At 71.2% G+C, this 18,683-nt stretch carries 19 protein-coding genes; 10 read left to right on the top strand and 9 right to left on the bottom strand.

Going from position 1 to position 18,683, the window contains the following annotated elements:
- The first annotated feature begins 29 nt into the window (after positions 1 to 29).
- The 6 genes from GFH49_RS35625 to GFH49_RS35650 all read left to right on the top strand — a co-directional run bounded on the left by GFH49_RS35625 (position 30) and on the right by GFH49_RS35650 (position 6,044).
- Positions 30 to 341, top strand: a complete 312-nt coding sequence (locus tag GFH49_RS35625) for an urease subunit beta (RefSeq protein ID WP_155060187.1) — start codon at positions 30 to 32, stop codon at positions 339 to 341.
- Positions 334 to 2,055, top strand: coding sequence for an urease subunit alpha (locus GFH49_RS35630; RefSeq protein ID WP_155060188.1), 1,722 nt, complete (start codon positions 334 to 336; stop codon positions 2,053 to 2,055). Before GFH49_RS35625 ends, GFH49_RS35630 begins: the two co-directional genes overlap by 8 nt.
- A gap of 11 nt (positions 2,056 to 2,066) precedes the next feature.
- A complete protein-coding gene (locus GFH49_RS35635) occupies positions 2,067 to 2,741 on the top strand; it encodes an urease accessory protein UreF (RefSeq protein ID WP_155060189.1) in 675 nt (224 codons plus the stop codon).
- A 139-nt stretch (positions 2,742 to 2,880) separates the two neighbouring features.
- The gene (gene ureG / locus GFH49_RS35640; protein ID WP_155060190.1) at positions 2,881 to 3,558 is read left to right on the top strand and encodes an urease accessory protein UreG; all 678 of its coding nucleotides are present in this window, start codon (positions 2,881 to 2,883) and stop codon (positions 3,556 to 3,558) included.
- Entirely contained in the window at positions 3,546 to 4,337 is a 792-nt protein-coding gene (locus tag GFH49_RS35645) for an urease accessory protein UreD (RefSeq protein ID WP_155060191.1), read from the top strand. Before ureG ends, GFH49_RS35645 begins: the two co-directional genes overlap by 13 nt.
- Before the next feature lie 105 nt (positions 4,338 to 4,442).
- A complete protein-coding gene (locus GFH49_RS35650; protein WP_155060192.1) occupies positions 4,443 to 6,044 on the top strand; it encodes an alpha/beta hydrolase in 1,602 nt (533 codons plus the stop codon).
- A gap of 49 nt (positions 6,045 to 6,093) precedes the next feature.
- On the opposite strand, the gene GFH49_RS35655 is transcribed toward GFH49_RS35650, so the two are convergent.
- The 6 genes from GFH49_RS35655 to GFH49_RS35680 all read right to left on the bottom strand — a co-directional run bounded on the left by GFH49_RS35655 (position 6,094) and on the right by GFH49_RS35680 (position 12,088).
- Entirely contained in the window at positions 6,094 to 7,107 is a 1,014-nt protein-coding gene (locus tag GFH49_RS35655; protein ID WP_196218240.1) for an NAD-dependent epimerase/dehydratase family protein, read from the bottom strand.
- Positions 7,108 to 7,177: 70 nt separating this feature from the next.
- Entirely contained in the window at positions 7,178 to 7,903 is a 726-nt protein-coding gene (locus GFH49_RS35660; protein ID WP_155060194.1) for a lysophospholipid acyltransferase family protein, read from the bottom strand.
- Between the two features lie 170 nt (positions 7,904 to 8,073).
- Positions 8,074 to 9,303, bottom strand: a complete 1,230-nt coding sequence (locus GFH49_RS35665; protein WP_155060195.1) for a PP2C family protein-serine/threonine phosphatase — start codon at positions 9,301 to 9,303, stop codon at positions 8,074 to 8,076.
- Positions 9,304 to 9,420: 117 nt separating this feature from the next.
- A complete protein-coding gene (rocD, locus tag GFH49_RS35670; RefSeq protein ID WP_155060196.1) occupies positions 9,421 to 10,641 on the bottom strand; it encodes an ornithine--oxo-acid transaminase in 1,221 nt (406 codons plus the stop codon).
- Positions 10,638 to 11,450 carry a dimethylargininase gene (gene ddaH / locus GFH49_RS35675; RefSeq protein WP_155060197.1) on the bottom strand — a complete coding sequence of 271 codons (813 nt, stop codon included), beginning with the start codon at positions 11,448 to 11,450 and terminating at the stop codon, positions 10,638 to 10,640. Before ddaH ends, rocD begins: the two co-directional genes overlap by 4 nt.
- Before the next feature lie 146 nt (positions 11,451 to 11,596).
- A complete protein-coding gene (locus GFH49_RS35680) occupies positions 11,597 to 12,088 on the bottom strand; it encodes an Lrp/AsnC family transcriptional regulator (RefSeq protein WP_155060198.1) in 492 nt (163 codons plus the stop codon).
- A gap of 76 nt (positions 12,089 to 12,164) precedes the next feature.
- Between GFH49_RS35680 and GFH49_RS35685 the strand changes: the two genes are divergently transcribed.
- Genes GFH49_RS35685 through GFH49_RS35700 form a run of 4 tightly spaced genes read left to right on the top strand, consistent with a single transcriptional unit; the run spans position 12,165 to position 16,215 of the window.
- On the top strand, positions 12,165 to 12,914 hold the full coding sequence (locus tag GFH49_RS35685; RefSeq protein WP_155060199.1) for a LytR/AlgR family response regulator transcription factor: 750 nt from the start codon (positions 12,165 to 12,167) through the stop codon (positions 12,912 to 12,914).
- Between the two features lie 2 nt (positions 12,915 to 12,916).
- Entirely contained in the window at positions 12,917 to 13,279 is a 363-nt protein-coding gene (locus tag GFH49_RS35690) for a hypothetical protein (RefSeq protein ID WP_155060200.1), read from the top strand.
- A 12-nt stretch (positions 13,280 to 13,291) separates the two neighbouring features.
- A complete protein-coding gene (locus tag GFH49_RS35695) occupies positions 13,292 to 15,004 on the top strand; it encodes a sodium/solute symporter (protein ID WP_155060201.1) in 1,713 nt (570 codons plus the stop codon).
- On the top strand, positions 15,001 to 16,215 hold the full coding sequence (locus tag GFH49_RS35700) for a sensor histidine kinase (RefSeq protein WP_155060202.1): 1,215 nt from the start codon (positions 15,001 to 15,003) through the stop codon (positions 16,213 to 16,215). Before GFH49_RS35695 ends, GFH49_RS35700 begins: the two co-directional genes overlap by 4 nt.
- A gap of 3 nt (positions 16,216 to 16,218) precedes the next feature.
- On the opposite strand, the gene GFH49_RS35705 is transcribed toward GFH49_RS35700, so the two are convergent.
- The 3 genes from GFH49_RS35705 to GFH49_RS35715 form a co-directional block, all read right to left on the bottom strand.
- Positions 16,219 to 16,389 (bottom strand): hypothetical protein, encoded by a 171-nt coding sequence (locus tag GFH49_RS35705; RefSeq protein WP_155060203.1) that lies wholly within the window; start codon positions 16,387 to 16,389, stop codon positions 16,219 to 16,221.
- 115 nt (positions 16,390 to 16,504) lie between these two features.
- Positions 16,505 to 17,455, bottom strand: coding sequence for a cytochrome c oxidase assembly protein (locus tag GFH49_RS35710; protein WP_155060204.1), 951 nt, complete (start codon positions 17,453 to 17,455; stop codon positions 16,505 to 16,507).
- A gap of 123 nt (positions 17,456 to 17,578) precedes the next feature.
- Entirely contained in the window at positions 17,579 to 18,604 is a 1,026-nt protein-coding gene (locus GFH49_RS35715) for a 6-phosphofructokinase (protein WP_155060205.1), read from the bottom strand.
- Positions 18,605 to 18,683: the final 79 nt, after the last annotated feature.

Consider the following 18,683-nt stretch of genomic DNA (forward strand, 5'->3'; position numbering starts at 1 on the left):
GGGCCGCCGATGATCCCCGGAGAGAGCCGATGATTCCTGGCGAGATCCTGTTCGCGGACGAGCCCGTTGTGTACAACGAGGGCCGCGAGGTCACCAGCCTGACCGTCCTCAACGCCGCCGACCGGCCCGTGCAGGTCGGCTCCCACTACCACTTCGCCGAGGCCAACCCCGGCCTGGACTTCGACCGCGCCGCCGCCCGCGGCAAGCGGCTCAACATCGCCGCCGGTACGGCCGTACGGTTCGAGCCCGGGATCCCCGTCGAGGTCGAACTCGTCCCGCTCGCCGGCGCCCGTGTCGTGCCCGGGCTGCGCGGGGAGACCGGAGGTGCCCTCGATGCCTGAGATCTCGCGTGCCGCGTACGCCGACCTGTTCGGCCCGACCACCGGCGACCGGATCCGGCTGGCCGACACCGATCTGCTGATCGAGATCGAGGAGGACCGTTCCGGCGGGCCCGGACTCGCCGGTGACGAGGCCGTGTTCGGCGGTGGCAAGGTCATCCGCGAGTCCATGGGCCAGTCGCGTGCTACGCGCGCAGACGGCACCCCTGACACGGTCATCACGGGGGCCGTGGTGGTCGACCACTGGGGGATCGTCAAGGCCGACCTCGGCATCCGCGACGGCCGGATCACCGGCATCGGCAAGGCCGGCAACCCCGACACGATGGACGGGGTGCACCCCGACCTCGTCATCGGCCCCGAGACGGAGGTCATCGCGGGCAACGGGCGGATCCTGACGGCCGGCGCCATCGACGCGCACGTCCACTTCATCTGCCCGCAGATCGCCGACGAGGCGCTGTCCTGCGGCATCACCACGCTGATCGGCGGCGGCACGGGACCGGCCGAGGGCTCCAAGGCGACCACGGTCACCCCCGGCCCGTGGCATCTGGCCCGGATGCTGGAGGCGATGGAGGCCTACCCCGTCAACTTCGGTCTGCTGGGCAAGGGCAACACCGTCTCCCACGACGCGATGCTGTCGCAGATCCGCGGCGGAGCGCTGGGGCTGAAGCTGCATGAGGACTGGGGGTCCACTCCGGCCGTCATCGACGCCTCGCTGACCGTGGCGGACCAGACCGGTATTCAGATCGCCATCCACACGGACACGCTGAACGAGGCCGGTTTCGTGGGCGACACCCTCGCCGCGATCGCGGGACGCGGCATCCACGCCTACCACACGGAGGGCGCGGGCGGCGGGCACGCACCCGACATCATGACCGTGGTCTCCGAGCCGCATGTGCTGCCCAGCTCGACGAATCCCACGCGGCCGTTCACGGTGAACACCGCCGAGGAACACCTCGACATGCTGATGGTGTGCCACCACCTGAATCCGGCCGTGCCGGAGGACCTCGCCTTCGCCGAGTCCCGGATCCGGCCGTCCACGATCGGCGCGGAGGACATCCTGCACGACCTGGGCGCCATCTCGATCATCTCCTCGGACTCCCAGGCCATGGGCCGGGTCGGCGAGGTCGTCATGCGCACCTGGCAGACGGCGCACGTCATGAAGCGGCGGCGGGGCGCCCTGCCGGGCGACGGTCGCGCGGACAATCGCCGAGTACGGCGCTATGTCGCCAAGTACACGATCAACCCGGCGCTCGCGCAGGGGCTTGCGGGCGAGATCGGCTCCGTCGAGACGGGCAAACTCGCCGACCTGGTGCTGTGGGAGCCCGCGTTCTTCGGCGTCAAGCCGCACCTCGTCATCAAGGGCGGGCAGATCGCGTACGCGCAGATGGGCGACGCCAACGCCTCCATTCCGACCCCGCAGCCGATTCTCCCGCGGCCGATGTTCGGCGCGATCGGGCGGGCGCCCGCGTCCAACTCGGTCAACTTCGTCGCGCAGCCGGCGATCGAGGACGGGCTGCCGGAGCGGCTCCGGCTCGGGAAGAGGTTCGTCGCCATCGAGTCGACTCGGGGCGTGACCAAGGCCGACATGCGGGAGAACGACGCACGGCCGCGGGTCCAGGTGGACCCCGACAGCTTCGCCGTGCACATCGACGGGGAGCTGGTCGAGGCGACCGCCGCCGCCGAACTGCCCATGGCCCAGCGGTACTTCCTCTTCTGAGGCCGGGTTCGATGTCAAGGGCAGCGCTACTCGTCCTGGCCGACGGCCGGTTTCCCGCCGGGGGGCATGCGCACTCCGGCGGGGCCGAGGCCGCGGTCAAGGCCGGGCGGGTCACCGGGGCGGCGAGTCTGGAGGAGTTCTGCCGGGGGCGGTTGCACACCGCCGGGCTGGTATCGGCGGCGTTGGCGGCAGCCGCGGCGGCGGGGGCCGATCCGGTGTCACTGGATGCGGCGGCGGACGCCCGTACGCCCTCTTCGGCCTTGCGGGTCGCCGCGCGGAAGCTGGGCCGGCAGTTGATGCGGGCCGCTCGGGCGACGTGGCCGTCCGCTGAACTCGATGCCGTGGCACGGGAGTTTCCCAAGGGGGCCCATCAGCCCGTGGTGCTGGGGCTGGCGGCGCGGGCCGCCGGGTTGGGGGCCGTCGATGCGGCGTACTGCTCGGCGTACGAGAGTGTGAGCGGGGCCGCGTCGGCGACGGTGCGGTTGCTGAGTCTTGATCCGTTCGACGCGACGGGGGTTCTGGCGCGGCTGGCGCCTGAGCTGGACCGGGTGGCGGACGCGGCAGTCGAGGCGGCCCGGCGGGTGGGTGACGAGGGGGTCGAGGTGCTGCCTGCGGCTTCGGCCCCGCTGCTGGAGATCGGGGCGGAGGTGCATGCGGCTTGGGCTGTACGGCTGTTCGCGTCCTGAGTTCCTCTCGCCCCCGCCGCCCCTACCCGTCCGTTGTCTGAGGGCTGCCGCCCCCCCCAGACCCCCGCTTCGGCCTGAACGGCCTCGTCCTCGAACGCCGGACGGGCTGAGAGATGTACAAGAGTTTGGAGCCGCACTCATGCACCTCGACCACTCCCACCACCACACCCCGGCCGTCAGCGCCGACGCTCACCGCCCCGACGGCTCCCGGCGTGCCCTCCGGGTAGGGCTCGGCGGACCTGTCGGTTCCGGGAAGACCGCCACCGTCGCCGCCCTCTGTCGGGCTCTGCGGGACGAGCTGTCCCTGGCCGTGGTCACCAACGACATCTACACGCGCGAGGACGCGGAGTTCCTGCTGCGGGAGGCCGTCCTGCCGCCGGAGCGGATCACGGCTGTGGAGACGGGGGCCTGCCCGCACACGGCGATCCGGGACGACATCTCGGCGAATCTGGAAGCCGTCGAGGATCTGGAGGACGAGGTCGGACCGCTCGATCTGATCCTCGTCGAATCCGGTGGCGACAACCTCACCGCCACCTTCTCCAAGGGGCTCGTCGACGCGCAGATCTTCGTGATCGACGTGGCCGGAGGAGACGACATTCCGAGGAAGGGGGGACCCGGGGTCACCACCGCGGACCTACTGGTGGTCAACAAGACCGACCTCGCGCCGTACGTCGGCTCGGACCTGGCGCGGATGGCGGCCGACGCCAAGGCGCAGCGGGCCGAACTGCCGGTCGTGTTCCAGTCGTTGAGGAGCGAGGCCGGCGTGGCGGACGTCGCCGGCTGGGTGCGGGCGCGGCTCGCCGCGTGGCGGGCGTGACCGTGCCGGGTGTGCGGGCCACCGCGAGGATCGGCGCCCGAGCGGACGGACGCGGCGGTACCGCCCTGCCGGTGCTGGAGGGCGAGGGGCCCATCGCACTGCGGCGTACGCGGGGGAGTGGCCCTGGGGCACATGTCGTGCTCGTCGGCGCGATGAGCGGGCCGCTCGGCGGGGATCACTTCACGGTGGTCGCGGACGTGGCCGAAGGAGCCCGGTTGCGTGTCGGGTCGGCCGCGGCGACCATCGCGCTGCCCGGACAGACGAAGGACGAGGCCCGCTACGACGTGCGGCTCTGCGTCGCCGACGGAGGTGAACTGCAGTGGCTGCCCGAGCAGTTGATTTCCGCGCACGGCAGTGACCTGTATGTGGGCACACAGGTCGACCTCGGTGCGAACGCCCGGCTCGTCCTGCGCGAGGAACAGGTGCTCGGTCGCGTCGGCGAGGAACCCGGGAGACTGACCAGCCGTCTCACGGTGCGGATCGCGGGGCGGACCGTCCTGGACCAGGAGCTGGCCTGCGGCCTGGGGGCGCCGGGCGGCTGGGACGGGCCCGCCGTCCTCGCAGGGCATCGGGCCGTGGGGCAACTGGTCGTCGTACGACCGGAGTTCGCGGACGAGCCCGCGGTGGCTCGGGTCGTGGGGGAGACGGCTGCCGTGACGCCGCTCGCCGGGCCCGCCGTGCTGGTCACCGCCGTCGCACCGGACGCGCTGCGGCTGCGCCGGGTGCTGGACGAGGCGCTGGTGACGCTCGAAGGGAGTCCCGCCGAGCGAACGGCGTAATCCGGTTATCGGATTGGTAAAGAACGCCCACCACGTCTGTTCTCAGGGAACGCACAGTCGAGAGGATCCCCGTACTCAACTCAACGACGTACGGGGAGGTCCCACTTGAGGGACATCAGACCGAAAAGGCGGGCTGCCGCGCTCGGCTCGGCCGGAGTGCTCGTCACGGCGACCCTGATCTCCGGTGCCGTCGCCGCTCCCTCGGCGAGCGCCACGGCGGGCGCCCGGCACGGCCAGGACCGTGCGGACTTCGGCGTCACCGTCGCCGCGGACCGTGCCGCGAGGGCCGGGATCGACTGGCAGGACTGCCCCGCCGACTGGGGACTGGAGAAGCCGATCCAGTGCGGCTGGGTCACCGTCCCGCTCGACTACGCCAAGCCGTTCGGCAAGCAGATCAAGCTCGCCGTCGACCGCATCGGCAACACGGGCACCAAGGCGGAGCGCCAGGGCGCGCTCCTCTACAACCCCGGCGGTCCCGGCGGTTCCGGCCTGCGCTTCCCACGCCGCGTCACGACCAAGGCGCCGGTGTGGGCGAACACGGCCAAGGCGTACGACTTCGTGGGCTTCGACCCGCGCGGCGTCGGCAAGTCCGCGCCCATCTCCTGCATGGACCCGCAGGAGTTCGTGAAGGCGCCCAAGGCGGACCCGGTGCCGGACTCCGAGGCCGACAAGCTCGCCCAGCGCAAGCTGGCCCGCGAGTACGCCGAGGGCTGCTACGAGCGCAGTGGCGAGATGCTGCCGCACATGACCACGCCCAACACCGCACGCGACCTGGACGTGATCCGTGCCGCGCTCGGCGAGAAGAAGCTCAACTTCCTCGGCGTCTCCTACGGCACCTACCTCGGCGCGGTCTACGGCACCATGTTCCCCGGTCATGTCCGCCGGATGGTCGTCGACAGCGTCGTCAACCCGTCGCGGGAGAAGATCTGGTACGAGGCCAACCTCGACCAGGACGTCGCCTTCGAGACGCGCTGGCAGGACTGGCAGGACTGGGTCGCCGCCAACGACGCCGCCTTCCACCTCGGCACCACCCGCGAAGCCGTCCAGGCGAAGTGGCTCGAACTGCGGGCCACGGCCGAGAAGGACCCCATCGGCGGGGTCGTCGGACCGGCCGAGCTGACCGGCTTCTTCCAGAGCGCTCCGTACTACGACTCCTCCTGGGTGCCGGTCGCCACGGTGTTCAGCAAGTACTTCGCGGGCGACACCCAGGCGCTCGTCGACGCGGCCGCCCCCGACCTGTCGGACACCGCGGGCAACGCGACCGCGGAGAACGGCAACGCCGTCTACACGGCCGTCGAGTGCACCGACGCCAAGTGGCCCACCAGCTGGCGGAAGTGGGACCGCGACAACTCGGCGCTGCACCAGAACTACCCGTTCCTGACCTGGTCCAACGCCTGGCTGAACCTGCCGTGCGCCACCTGGCCGGTCAAGCAGCAGACCCCGGTGAACGTGCAGACCGGCAAGGGCCTGCCGGGCGTGCTGATCGTGCAGTCCACGCGGGACGCGGCCACCCCGTACGGGGGAGCCGTCGAACTGCACGAGCGCTTCAAGGGCTCCCGCCTGATCACCGAGCGGGACGCGGGCTCCCACGGCGTGACCAGCCTGGTCAACCCCTGCATCAACGAGCGGGTGGATGCCTACCTGCTCACCGGCAAGCTGGACGGCGCCGACGTGACCTGCGCACCGCACGCCACGCCCAAGCCGTGAACCGTCGTACGGCATGAGGGGCGGCCGGCAATCCCCGGCCGCCCCTGGTTCACGCGTCCAGCCAGGCGTCCTCCGCCGCGTAGTCGAAGAGGTCGCCGTACGTCTGGAACATCCTCGGATACGCCTCCCGCCAGTCCCGCCCGGCCAGTCGGCGCTCGATCCAGGCGACCGTGTCGGGGAGCGTCTGCGCGTACGTCACCACCGGGCGGTAGCCCAGCTCCCGTTCGGCGGCGGTCATGGCGCAGACCACGGGCGCCGGAACCGACCACGGAGTGTCGCCCACGGTCGGCGCCGGCGGCCCCCCGTCCACCAGCACGCTCTCCGCCGCCACGCCCATGACCGCGTCGATCGCTGCGGCGATCTCCGCCACCGTCGGCGCCTCGGGATCGACGGCGTTGAGCACGCGCGTGCCGGGCCGCGCGGCGGCGAGCCGGATCAGCTCCGCGATGGTGTGCACGCTCGCCGGATGGAAGCGGCTCTCACCGCCGAAGGGGAGGATCCGCCGGGTCCGGCCGTCCAGGTTGCGCTTGACGAAGTACAGCTCGCGCGGGGTCCGGCAGTGCGGGCCGTGGATCGCCCCCGCACGCAGCAGCGTGGTGGGCAACCGGTCGCCGGCCGCGAGGAGTTCACGCTCCAGCGCCGCCTTCCGGGTGCTGTACGAGGAGTCGCCGGGCCGGACGGTGCGCTGGGCCTCGGTGAGCGGCACCGGATATTCCGGGAAGCCGTCCGGCTCGTCCAGCGTGTCGAAGTTCCGGCCCTTGTCGTCCTCGTACACCGACACGCTGGAGATCACCACGGCCGAGCCCACTCGGCCGGCGAGCGAGACCAACTGCCGTGCCTGCCCGGTCCCGTAGGCGACCATGTCCACCAGCACGTCACATCCGTCGCCGACCACGGCGGCCAGGGCCGCGTCGTCCGCCCGGTCGGCCCGCGCGACCCGTACGCCCTCGGGCCAGCCCTCGTCCCGCCCGCCGCCCCGCGAGACGGCGGTCACCTCCCAGCCGTCCCGGGCCAGCGCGCTCACCGCCGGCCGTCCGATCTGTCCTGTCGCTCCGAGCACCACAGCACGTCTCATACGGCGACCGTACGGGCGGAGAGATCCCGATCGGACATGCTTATGCCGACAGCAGAGTTCAGCCGAGCGGCAGCCGCGGGAACCGGCGCTCCTTCACCGCGCCCGCCGCGGCCTGCTCGGCCTTGACGACGGCCGCGTACTGGTCGACGTACTCCTGCTCGGAGAGCGAGAGGATCGCGTACATGATCTCGTCGGTGACGGCACGCAGGATCGCCTTCTCGTTCTCCATGCCGGCATAGCGGGAGAAGTCGAGGGGCTTGCCGAAGCGGATGACGACGGGGTGGACGTTCGGGATGACCTTGCCGGGCGGCTGCGCCTCGAAGGTGCCGATCATCGCGCAGGGGACGACGGGGACCTGCGCTTTCAGCGCCATCACGGCCACGCCGACCTTCCCCTTGTAGAGGCGGCCGTCGTGCGAGCGGGTGCCCTCCGGGTAGATGCCGAGCAGCTCGTCCTTGCGCAGTACGCCGAGGCCCTCGCGGATCGCGGCCTGTCCCGCGTCCTTGCCGGAGCGGTCGACCGGGATCTGCCCTGCGCTGCGGAAGAACGTCGCGATCAGCCGGCCCTTGAGCCCGGGGCCGGTGAAGTACTCGGCCTTCGCCAGGAAGGTGATGCGCCGCTTGAGGATCGCGGGCATCAGGAAGTGGTCCGAGAAGGAGAGGTGGTTGCCGGCGACGATGGCGGCGCCGGTCGCCGGAATGTGTTCAAGTCCCTCTATTCGCGGCCGGAAGACCAGTCTCAGCAGGGGGCCCAGCAGCACGTATTTGAGCAGGTAGTAGAACAAGGGGTGCTCCTCGCTCCCGGCGGATCGGCTCGGCGGCCGTGTTCCAGCAGGTCAACCGGTATGCCGTGAGGTGACAGTGTAGGGGCAGGCGGGGATGGCCGGAACCGGGCCGGTTCGGACCGATCCGGGCCTTCCGGTGTATTCCTGACGGCTGGTCAGGTCGAGTGACGTCACAGTCGTACGACGATCAGCGCCGTGTCGTCGGTGGCACCTCCCGGCGGCAGCAGTTCCAGCAGGACGGCATCGGCGAGGGTCTCGGGGTCCGCCCCCAGGTGGCGGCCGAGTGAGTCGGCGAGGCGGGTCAGACCGGTGTCGATGTCCTCGCGGCGGCGTTCGATCAGGCCGTCCGTGTAGAGGACGAGCGTCGCGCCCTCGGTGAAGGTGGTGCGGGCCTCCGGTCTGGGGGCCGGGTCCGGACGGGCGTCCAGCGGGGGATCGGTGGCCCGGTCGAGGAACTCCACCCGGCCGTCGGCGTGCAGCAGCGCGGGCGGTGGGTGCCCGGCGCTGCTGTAGGTGATGGTGTGGGCGTCGAAGTCGATGAACGTGGCGACCGCGGTGGCCGATTCGGCGCCGTCGACCACATGGGCGTACCGGCTCAGGACGTCCAGCGCCTGCGCGGGCCCTTCGGCGACGCGCGAGGTGGCGGTGAGCGCGCTGCGCAGCTGGCCCATGACTCCGGCGGCGCCCAGGCCGTGACCGACCACGTCGCCCACGGAGACGCCGATGCGGTTGCCGCCGACCAGGTCGACCAGGTCGTACCAGTCCCCGCACACGTTCAGGGCGCCGACCGCCGGCCGGTAGCGGACCGCGGCGCGCTGGTCGCCGACCTGCCGGCGGCCCGGGAGCATCGCCTCCTGCAGGGCGAGGGCGACCTCGCGCTCGCGGGCGTGGGCCTGGCGCAGCCGGTCGTTGACCTCCTGGAGTTCACGGCCGCGCGTGTACAGCTCGGCCTCCAGCACCCGGGCGCGGCTCCCGCTGGGGCCGCCGCGGGCCCGGATGAGTTCGGTGACGTCCTCGACCCGGTGCACCACCAGCACCACTGTGCCGTCCGGCCCGAACACCGGCGCGTTCACCGGGCTCCAGTAGCGCTCCTCCCACTGCCCGGGGCGCTCGGGGGCTTCGACGTCGTACCGCTGCAGAGCCATGGTGTCGCGCTGGCCCGTGGCCACCACCCTCCGCATGGAGGTCTGCACGTTGTGCATGCCCTTCGATGCCGGGATGTCGGGATTCTCGGGGAAGACGTCGAAGATGTAGCGCCCCACCACCTGCTCCCGCTTGCGCCGGGAGAGGCGCAGGAAGTCCTCATTGGCGTCCACGTACACCAGCTCGGGGGTGAGCAGCGCGACCATTCCGGGCAGCCCCTCGAAGACCGCCCGGTAGTCGATCGCCACGTCCTTCATGGCTGCCGCCTCATCGCCGATTCACCCCAGTTTCGCACGTTACGAGCAGCAGCGGTGCGGCACCGGCCGGTCGAACCGCTGCCGGGCAAGGTCGCGCTCCTCGTGCGTGCCCGGGGTTCAGGCCCTCAGCACCTCCTCCAGTGCCGTCAGAGCCTGGGTGAGTTCCCCGGCGGTGATGGTGAGCGGCGGGGCGAGGCGGATCGTCGAGCCGTGGGTGTCCTTGACGAGGATGCCCTCCCGCATGAGGCGTTCGCTGACCTCGCGCCCGCTGCCGAGGGCCGGGTCGACGTCGACGCCCGCCCACAGCCCGCGCGACCGGAAACCGACGACGCCCCTGCCGACCAGGGCGGACAGCCCGCCCCGCAGCACCGCCCCCAGTTCGGCCGCCCGCTGCTGGAACTGACCCGTCTCCAGCAGTTCGACGACCGCCGTACCCACCGCCGCGGACAGGGGGTTGCCGCCGAACGTGGACCCGTGCTCGCCGGGCCGCAGCACACCCAGCACGTCCCGGCGCGCGACCACCGCCGACACCGGCACGATGCCGCCGCCCAGTGCCTTGCCGAGCAGCAGTACGTCGGGGACGACCGACTCGTGCTCGACGGCGAGCGTACGGCCCGTACGGCCCAGCCCCGACTGGATCTCGTCCGCGATGAACAGGCAGCCCTCGCGGCGGGTCAGTTCGCGTACGCCGGCCAGATAGCCGGTGTCCGGGATGATCACCCCGGCCTCGCCCTGGATGGGCTCGATCAGCACCGCCGCCGTCGTCTCGTCGACCGCCGCCTCCAGCGCGGCGAGGTCGTTGTACGGCACGATCCGGAAGCCCGGCGTGAAGGGGCCGAAGCCCTGTCGAGCGGTCTCGTCCGTCGAGAAGCTGACGATCGTCGTCGTACGGCCGTGGAAGTTCTCCGCCGCGACCACGATCGTCGCCCGGTCGGCGGGGACGCCCTTCACGTCGTACGCCCATTTGCGGGCTACCTTGATGCCGCTCTCCACGGCCTCGGCGCCCGTGTTCATGGGCAGCACCATGTCCAGGCCGGTCAGCGCGGCGAGCCGTGCGGCGAACTCGGCCAGCCTGTCGTTGTGGAAGGCGCGCGAGGTCAGCGTCAGCCGGTCGAGCTGGGCGTGGGCGGCTTCGATCAGCGCGGGGTGGCGGTGGCCGAAGTTGAGGGCCGAGTAGCCGGCCAGCAGGTCGAGATAGCGGCGGCCCTCGACGTCCTCCACCCAGGAGCCCTCGGCGCGGGCGACGACCACGGGCAGCGGGTGGTAGTTGTGCGCGAGGACCGGCTCTTCGGCCCGGATCAGGTCGGCGGAGGAACGGGTACGGACGGGCGCAGTCATGGGCGGATCTCCTGGGTGCAGCACTTGATGCCCCCGCCGGCCTTCTGGAACTCGGACAGGTCGACGGGGACGGGAACATAGCCGTGGTCGTCGAGCCGGGCGGCAAGGGACTCGGCCTGGGGCGCGATGAAGACATGGCGTCCGTCGGACACGGAGTTCAGTCCGAAGGCCATCGCGTCGTCGCGGGTCGCGAGCACGGCGTCCGGGTACAGCCGCGCGAGGACCTCGCGGCTGCCCGGGGAGAACGCCTCCGGGTAGTACACGACGGTGTCCTCGTCGAGGACGAACAGCGCCGTGTCCAGGTGGTAGAAGTACGGGTCGACCAGCGTCAGGCTGATCACCGGGTGCCCGAAGAACTCCTGCACCTCGCGGTGCGCCTCCCGTGTCGTGCGGAATCCGGTGCCGGCCAGGACGTACCGGCCCGTCCAGACCAGGTCCCCCTCGCCCTCGCAGACCGACTCCGGGCGGTGGACGGTGAAACCCGCCGCCTTGAACCACATGTCGTAGTGCGTGGACTCGGGGCGCCGCTCCGCCGCGTGGAAGAACGAGCCGAAGACGCGGCCGTTCACGACGACGGCCGAGTTCGCGGCGAACACCATGTCCGGCAGGCCGGGGACCGGCTCCACGGCGTCGACGGTGTGGCCGTGGGCCCGGTAGGTGCTGATCAGGGACTGCCACTGCTCCTGGGCCAGATCGACGTCGACGCGGACGTCGGGATGCATCCAGGGGTTGATCGCGTACTGCACGGCGAAGTGTCTGGGTTCACAGACGAGGAAGCGCCGCCGGCGCTGCACACGGCTTTCGGACACAGAGGGGTTCCTCCGCTTCCTGGGGTGCCGACTGGGGTTGACACCACGTTAGGAAGTGACCGATACGCCCGACAAGAAACGAAGCTTGCGTGTCCGCGCAGGAATACTGCGTCTTTAGGCTGCCCAGCGCACGTCTCATGCGCCGCTCACGCGCCCTCCGGGGCGGGCTGGCTCGCGCCCGCCTCCGGACTCTCCGGGATCAGATGGGACAGCACCATCACGCTGATCGTCTTCCGGATGAACGGCTCCGCACGGATCCGCTCCAGCACCTCCTCGAAGTGCTCGACGTCCCGCGCCCGCACATGCAGCAGCGCGTCCGCGCCGCCGGTCACCGTCATGGCCGCCGTGATCTCGGGATGGTTGCGCACGACCTCCGCCAGCCGCCGCGGCGGCGCCGCCCCCTCGCAGTACACCTCCACATAGGCCTCCGTGCGCCAGCCCAGCGCGGACGGCCGCACCGTCGCCGTGAACCCGGTGATCACACCCGCCTCCCGCAGCCGGTCCACCCGCCGCTTGACGGCCGTGGCGGACAGCCCGACAGCCGCCCCGATCTCGGCGAAACTGGTCCTCGCGTTGGCCATCAGCGCGGTGATGATCTTCCGGTCGAGGTCGTCGAAGGAAGCGGCCCTGCTGTTCATGGCCGCACTGTATCCAGCGCGAACGTCCGCCCCGGGCACGTTGCGGTCCTACGAATTGCTCCTAGACTCCGGGTTCATGCTGCGCGCCCTCGCCGTCGACGACGAACGCCCCTCGCTGGAGGAGCTGCTCTACCTCCTGAACGCGGATCCCCGGATCGGCACCGCCGAGGGCGCGAGCGACGCCACCGAGGCGCTGCGCCGGATCAACCGGGCACTGGAGTCGGGCCCGCACGGCCCCGAGGCCATCGACGTCGTCTTCCTCGACATCAACATGCCCGGCCTCGACGGACTCGACCTGGCCCGGCTGCTCACCGGCTTCGCCCAGCCGCCGCTGGTCGTGTTCGTCACCGCCCACGAGGACTTCGCCGTGCAGGCCTTCGACCTCAAGGCCGTCGACTACGTGCTCAAGCCCGTCCGCAAGGAACGGCTGGCCGAGGCGGTCCGCCGCGCCGCCGAGCTGCGCGACAGCGCCCCGCACATACCCGTGCACGAACCCGACCCCGACCACATCCCCGTGGAACTCGGCGGCGTGACCCGTTTCGTCGCCGTCGAGGACATCACGCACGTCGAGGCCCAGGGCGACTACGCCCGGCTGCACACCGACAAGGGCAGCCACCTCGTACGCATCCCGCTGTCCACCCTGGAGGAGCGCTGGCGCTCCCGCGGCTTCGTCCGCATCCACCGCCGCCATCTCGTCGCCCTGCGCCACATCGGCGAACTCCGGCTGGACGCCGGCACCGTCAGCGTCCTGGTCGGCTCCGAGGAGCTCCAGGTCAGCCGACGCCACGCCCGCGAGCTGCGGGAACTGCTGATGAGGAGGCCGTAGCCGTGCCGAACCAGGATCCCGCCGAACGGCGCGTCGTCGTCACCGGCCCGCCGCGCCGCAGCCGTCCCGCCTCCGGCTACTACCGCCCCCGCACCGAGATCGACGAGCAGACCACCCTCGGCCACACCTACGTCCGCTCCCTGATGCGCACCCAACTGCGTGCCGCCTTCGCCGTGGTCGCCGTGCTCGGCCTGCTCGTCGGCCCGCTGCCGCTGCTCTTCGCGACCATGCCGGACGGCCACGGCGTGGCATGGGCCGTCCTCGGCTTCGGCCTCTACGCCCCCCTCGTCCTGCTCGCCCGCTGGTACGTGCGGCGTGCCGAGCGCAACGAACGGGACTTCGTACGCCTCGTCGAAGACCGCTGAAGCCGCAGACCGATGAACTCCGGTTACGCCGTCCCCGCCGTCGCCCTGGTCGTCCTCGCGACGGTCTTCGTCGGCGCGTTCGGCCTGCGCATCTCCCGCACCACCTCCGACTTCTACGTCGCCTCCCGCACCGTCGGCCCCCGCCTCAACGCGGCCGCCATCAGCGGCGAGTACCTCTCCGCCGCCTCCTTCCTCGGCATCGCGGGACTGGTCCTGGTCCAGGGCCCCGACATGCTCTGGTACCCGGTCGGCTACACGGCGGGCTATCTGGTGCTGCTGATCTTCGTCGCCGCCCCGCTGCGCCGGTCCGGCGCCTACACCCTGCCCGACTTCGCCGAGGCCCGCCTCTCCTCCCAGGCCGTGCGGCGGCTCGCGGGCGCCTTCGTCGTCGGCGTCGGCTGGCTCTACCTGCTGCCCCAGCTCCAGGGCGCCGGGCTGACACTGACCGTCCTCACCGGTGCCCCGGACTCGCTCGGCGGGCTGATCGTCGCGGTCGTCGTGGTCGCCACGGTCGCCGCCGGCGGCATGCGCAGCATCACCTTCGTGCAGGCCTTCCAGTACTGGCTCAAGCTCACCGCCCTGCTGGTCCCGGCTCTCTTCCTGGTCCTCGCCTGGCAGGGCGACGGATCCCCGACCCGCGCCTTCGAGGAACCGGCCACCTTCCGCGAGCAGCGCGTCGTCCGAGTCGACGACAGCCTCGACGTGAAGCTGGACACCCCGCTGACCGTCACGGTGAGCGGCACCGTCGACGGCCGCACCCACGAGGACACCGAACTGCGGCTCCCCGCAGGCACCCACCACATCGACGCCGGCACCCGGCTCACCTTCGGCAAGGGCGCCCCCGTCCCCGAGGCCGACCGCGTCGGCGACGGCAGCCTGTCACCCTCGCAGGCCGAGAGCCGCGGCGAACGCCCGCTGTACGCGACGTACGGACTGATCCTCGCCACCTTCCTCGGCACCATGGGCCTGCCGCACGTCGTCGTCCGCTTCTACACCAGCCCGCACGGAGTCGCCGCCCGCCGCACCACCGTCGCCGTCCTGGGCCTGATCGGCGCCTTCTACCTGCTGCCCCCGGTCTACGGCGCCCTGGGCCGCCTGTACGCCCCCGAACTCACCCTCACCGGCAACGCGGACGCCGCCGTACTGCTCCTGCCCGACCGCGTGATCGGCGGCCTCGGCGGCGACCTGCTCGGCGCCCTGGTCGCCGGGGGAGCCTTCGCCGCGTTCCTGTCGACGGCGTCCGGACTGACGATGGCCGTGGCGGGGGTGCTCACCCAGGACGTGCTCCCGTCACGCGGCGTACGGCACTTCAGGCTCGGTACGGTCCTCGCGATGGCCGTGCCCCTGGCCGCCAGCGTCCTGGTGGGCGGACTGCCGGTCGCCGACGCCGTCGGACTGGCCTTCGCCGTGTCGGCGTCGTCGTTCTGCCCGCTGCTCGTGCTGGGGATCTGGTGGCGGCGGCTGACCCCACCGGGCGCCGCCGCCGGGATGCTGGTGGGCGGCGGCGCCGCACTCGTCGCCGTCGCCGCGACCATGGCGGGATTCCCGGGCAGCGGCGCCTTGCACGCCCTGCTCGCCTGGCCCGCCCTCTGGTCGGTGCCGCTGGGCTTCCTCACCATGGTGCTGGTGTCCCTGGCCACGCCGAGCCGGGTACCGGCCGGGACGGGGGCCATCCTGGCCCGGTTCCATCTGCCGGAGGAGCTGCGGACGGAGGTCAAGGCATGAGCGGATTCATCGCCGGGCTGTGCGTGGCGATCCTCCCGCTGCTGGCCGCCGGATACTGGCTCGGCCGCCGCACCGCACGCCCGGAGAGCCTCGTCGGCCTCGGTACCCCGGTCGAGCACGCCACCTTCCAGACCCTGCACACCGCATCGCTCGCCGCGCCTTCGCTGCGGGCCGGCCTCACCGAGGAGACCGCCCGCAAGTCGGCCCGCAGACTGCGCTCACTGCTCGGCACGGACGCGCTGTGCCTCACGGACCAGAAGGAGGTGCTGGTCTGGGACGGAGTGGGCGGCCACCACCGGGCGGAGATCATGGACCGGCTCGCCGGCCCCCTGGAGTCGGGCCGGGGCGAGGCCTTCCCGCTGACCTGCGAGACGCCCGACTGCCCGGTCCGCTGGGCCGTCGTCGCCCCGCTCACCGTCGACGACCGCGTGCACGGAGCGCTGGTCGCCTGCGCGCCCCGCGAATCGGCGGTGCTCGTACGCGCCGCCGGTGAGGTCGCCCGCTGGGTCTCCGTCCAGCTGGAGCTGGCCGACCTGGACCAGTCCCGGACCCGCCTGATCGAGGCCGAGATCAAGGCCCTGCGCGCCCAGATCTCCCCGCACTTCATCTTCAACTCGCTCGCGGTGATCGCCTCGTTCGTGCGCACCGACCCCGAGCGCGCCCGCGAACTGCTCCTGGAATTCGCCGACTTCACCCGCTACTCGTTCCGCAGGCACGGCGACTTCACCACCCTCGCCGACGAACTCCACGCCATCGACCACTACTTGGCGCTCGTCCGGGCACGCTTCGGCGACCGCCTCTCCGTCACCCTGCAGATCGCGCCGGAGGTGCTGCCGGTCGCCCTGCCCTTCCTCTGCCTCCAGCCGCTCGTCGAGAACGCCGTGAAGCACGGGCTCGAAGGCAAGGCGGCGTCCGTGGGCAAGTGCCACATCAGCATCACCGCACAGGACACCGGAGCCGAGGCGCTGGTCGTCATCGAGGACGACGGCGCCGGAATGGACCCCGCCACCTTGCGCCGCATCCTCGCCGGCGAGGCCAGCCCCTCGGGCGGCATCGGACTGTCCAACGTCGACGACCGGCTCCGCCAGGTGTACGGAGACGACCACGGGCTCGTCATCGAGACCGCGGTGGGAGCGGGCATGAAGGTCACCGCCCGGCTGCCGAAATACCAGCCGGGCGTGCACTCCGCGGGCCGCCTCACCGGCGACTGAGGCTCAGGTGTCCTTCGTGACGACCATCCCGAGAGTGATCAGGCCCAGCACGACCCAGCCGAACCACAGCCAGCCACTGCTGCCGAGCGCCACCGTGTAGGCGGTCACCACGACCAGACCGCCGACGGTGAGCACCCCCATCGCCTTGGTCGATCCGTCCGAAGAACCGGGCATCGCAACACCCTCCTCATGGTCCGTCCCCCTCCATGGTGCCTCGGTTCTGCACCAAGGCGCAGTCGATACCGGGTCCGACTCGGGTGAACGGGAGGTCGGGGCGACGAAAGGCCGGTCAGCGCCCGCGTGCGTTCAATGAGGCCAAATAGGCGTTGTACGCCTCAAGTTCCTTGTCGCCGTCCCGGTCGGCCGCCCGGTCAGCGCGCCGCGCCTGCCGCTGCTCACTGCCGTACCACTGGAACAACAACGCGATCAGCACCAGCACCGACGGGATCTCACTGAACGCCCAGGCGATCCCGCCGGCCGCGTTCTGGTCGGAGAGCGCGTCGATACCGAGCGAGGCCGGGGGGTTCTCGAACGTCTCGACCATCGGCGTGGACGCCATCATCAACGCGATACCGAAGAAGGCGTGGAACGGCATGCCCGCGAACAGCTCCAGCATCCGCATCAGATAACCGGGCCGCTGCGGGCCCGGGTCGACCCCGATGATCGGCCAGAAGAAGACGACACCCACGGCGAGGAAGTGCACCATCATCGCGATGTGTCCCGCCCTGGACCCCATGAGGAAGTCGAAGAGCGGGGTGAAGTACAGCGCGTACAGGCTCGCGATGAACAGCGGAATGGTGAAGGCCGGGTGCGTGACGATCCGCATGTACCGGCTGTGCAGCAGCGCCAGCAGCAGCTCGCGCGGCCCCTTGCGCCCCTGGCCGGCGACGGGCAGCGCCCGCAGCGCGAGCGTGACCGGGGCGCCGAGCAGGATCAGGATCGGCGACAGCATGCTGATCACCATGTGCTGCACCATGTGCACGCTGAACATCACCATGCCGTAGTCGTTCAGCTTGGTGCACATCATGAGCGCGATGGTCAGCACACCGGCGACGTACGAGATCGTCCGTCCCACCGGCCAGCGGTCACCGCGCCGCCGCAGCCGCACGACGCCGTACCCGTACAGCGCGAGCCCCGCCAGACAGGCGACGAGGAAGAACGGGTCGGCCGACCACTGAAGACCCCGCCCCAGCGTGAACGGCGGCAGATCCATGGTCATGCCGTGCCCGCTGTGATCCATTCCGGCGGCTCCTGATGCGTGGGGGTTGTGCGCTTCTGTCCGCACCAGGGTATGACCGACCCCGGCCACACCCGTGACCGGGGTCAGTACCACACAACCCGTACCCGGCAGATCAGGGGACCGTCAGAGCACGCACTCCGCCTCTTCGTACCGCTCCGCGGGAACCGTCTTCAGCGTCTGAACGGCCTCCGCCAACGACACCATCACGATGTCGGTGCCACGAAGCGCCGTCATCTTCCCGAACTCCCCGCGGTGCACGGCCTCCACCGCATGCCACCCGAACCGCGTGGCGAGAACACGGTCGTAGGCGGTCGGCGTACCACCGCGCTGCACATGGCCCAGAATCACCGGCCGGGCTTCCTTCCCCAGCCGCTCCTCCAGCTCGATGGACAGCTGGCGGGCGATCCCGGCGAAGCGCTCATGGCCGTAGATGTCCTTGCCGCCCTCGTCGAAGGCCATGGAGCCCGGCTTCGGCTTGGCCCCCTCCGCCGCCACGACGATCGCGAACCGCTTCCCCGCCTCGAACCGCTCCCCGACGACCGCGGCCAACTCCTCGATGTCGAAGGGCCGCTCCGGTACGACGATGGCGTGGGCGCCGGCCGCCATGCCGGAGTGGAGTGCGATCCAGCCGGTGTGGCGGCCCATGACCTCGACCACGAGGACCCGCTGGTGGGACTCGGCGGTGGTCTTGAGCCGGTCGAGGGCCTCGGTGGCGACACCCACGGCCGTGTCGAAGCCGAAGGTGACGTCCGTGACCGCGATGTCGTTGTCGATGGTCTTGGGCACGCCCACGACGGGCAGGCCGCTGTCCGACATCAGCCGGGCGGCCTTCAGCGTGCCCTCGCCGCCGATCGGGATGATCGCGTCGAGGCCGAGTTCCTCGACATGGCCCTTCGCCCGCTCGACCCCGTCCCGCAGATGGGACGGCTGGACGCGGGAGGAACCGAGGATCGTGCCGCCGCGAGCGAGGATGCCGCTCACCGCGTCGAGGTCGAGCTTGAGGTAGTCGCACTCCAGGAGGCCCTTCCAGCCGTCCCGGAAACCGATGACCTCGTCGCCGTGGTCGGCGACGGCGCGGTGTACGACGGACCGGATGACGGCGTTCAGGCCGGGGCAGTCGCCGCCGGACGTGAGGACACCAATGCGCATCGCCCGAAATACCTTCTCAACGTGGGCCGGGGACCGGACCACGTTGTCCGGCTCGATCCCCGCCACCCTAGCGGCAGTA

Origin of the sequence: Streptomyces blattellae (assembly GCF_009709555.1) — a bacterium.
Taxonomy (GTDB): Bacteria; Actinomycetota; Actinomycetes; order Streptomycetales; family Streptomycetaceae; genus Streptomyces; species Streptomyces blattellae.

Excerpts from the sequence above, each read along its gene's own strand:
- GFH49_RS35700 (WP_155060202.1), top strand. The coding sequence starts at position 15,001 with ATGAGCGGATTCATCGCCGGGCTGTGCGTGGCGATCCTCCCGCTGCTG.
- GFH49_RS35685 (WP_155060199.1), top strand. The coding sequence starts at position 12,165 with ATGCTGCGCGCCCTCGCCGTCGACGACGAACGCCCCTCGCTGGAGGAG.
- GFH49_RS35715 (WP_155060205.1), bottom strand. The coding sequence starts at position 18,604 with ATGCGCATTGGTGTCCTCACGTCCGGCGGCGACTGCCCCGGCCTGAAC.
- GFH49_RS35705 (WP_155060203.1), bottom strand. The coding sequence starts at position 16,389 with ATGCCCGGTTCTTCGGACGGATCGACCAAGGCGATGGGGGTGCTCACC.
- GFH49_RS35665 (WP_155060195.1), bottom strand. The coding sequence starts at position 9,303 with ATGAAGGACGTGGCGATCGACTACCGGGCGGTCTTCGAGGGGCTGCCC.
- GFH49_RS35625 (WP_155060187.1), top strand. The coding sequence starts at position 30 with ATGATTCCTGGCGAGATCCTGTTCGCGGACGAGCCCGTTGTGTACAAC.
- ureG (WP_155060190.1), top strand. The coding sequence starts at position 2,881 with ATGCACCTCGACCACTCCCACCACCACACCCCGGCCGTCAGCGCCGAC.
- GFH49_RS35630 (WP_155060188.1), top strand. The coding sequence starts at position 334 with ATGCCTGAGATCTCGCGTGCCGCGTACGCCGACCTGTTCGGCCCGACC.
- GFH49_RS35695 (WP_155060201.1), top strand. The coding sequence starts at position 13,292 with ATGAACTCCGGTTACGCCGTCCCCGCCGTCGCCCTGGTCGTCCTCGCG.
- GFH49_RS35635 (WP_155060189.1), top strand. The coding sequence starts at position 2,067 with ATGTCAAGGGCAGCGCTACTCGTCCTGGCCGACGGCCGGTTTCCCGCC.
- GFH49_RS35710 (WP_155060204.1), bottom strand. The coding sequence starts at position 17,455 with ATGGATCACAGCGGGCACGGCATGACCATGGATCTGCCGCCGTTCACG.
- GFH49_RS35680 (WP_155060198.1), bottom strand. The coding sequence starts at position 12,088 with ATGAACAGCAGGGCCGCTTCCTTCGACGACCTCGACCGGAAGATCATC.
- rocD (WP_155060196.1), bottom strand. The coding sequence starts at position 10,641 with ATGACTGCGCCCGTCCGTACCCGTTCCTCCGCCGACCTGATCCGGGCC.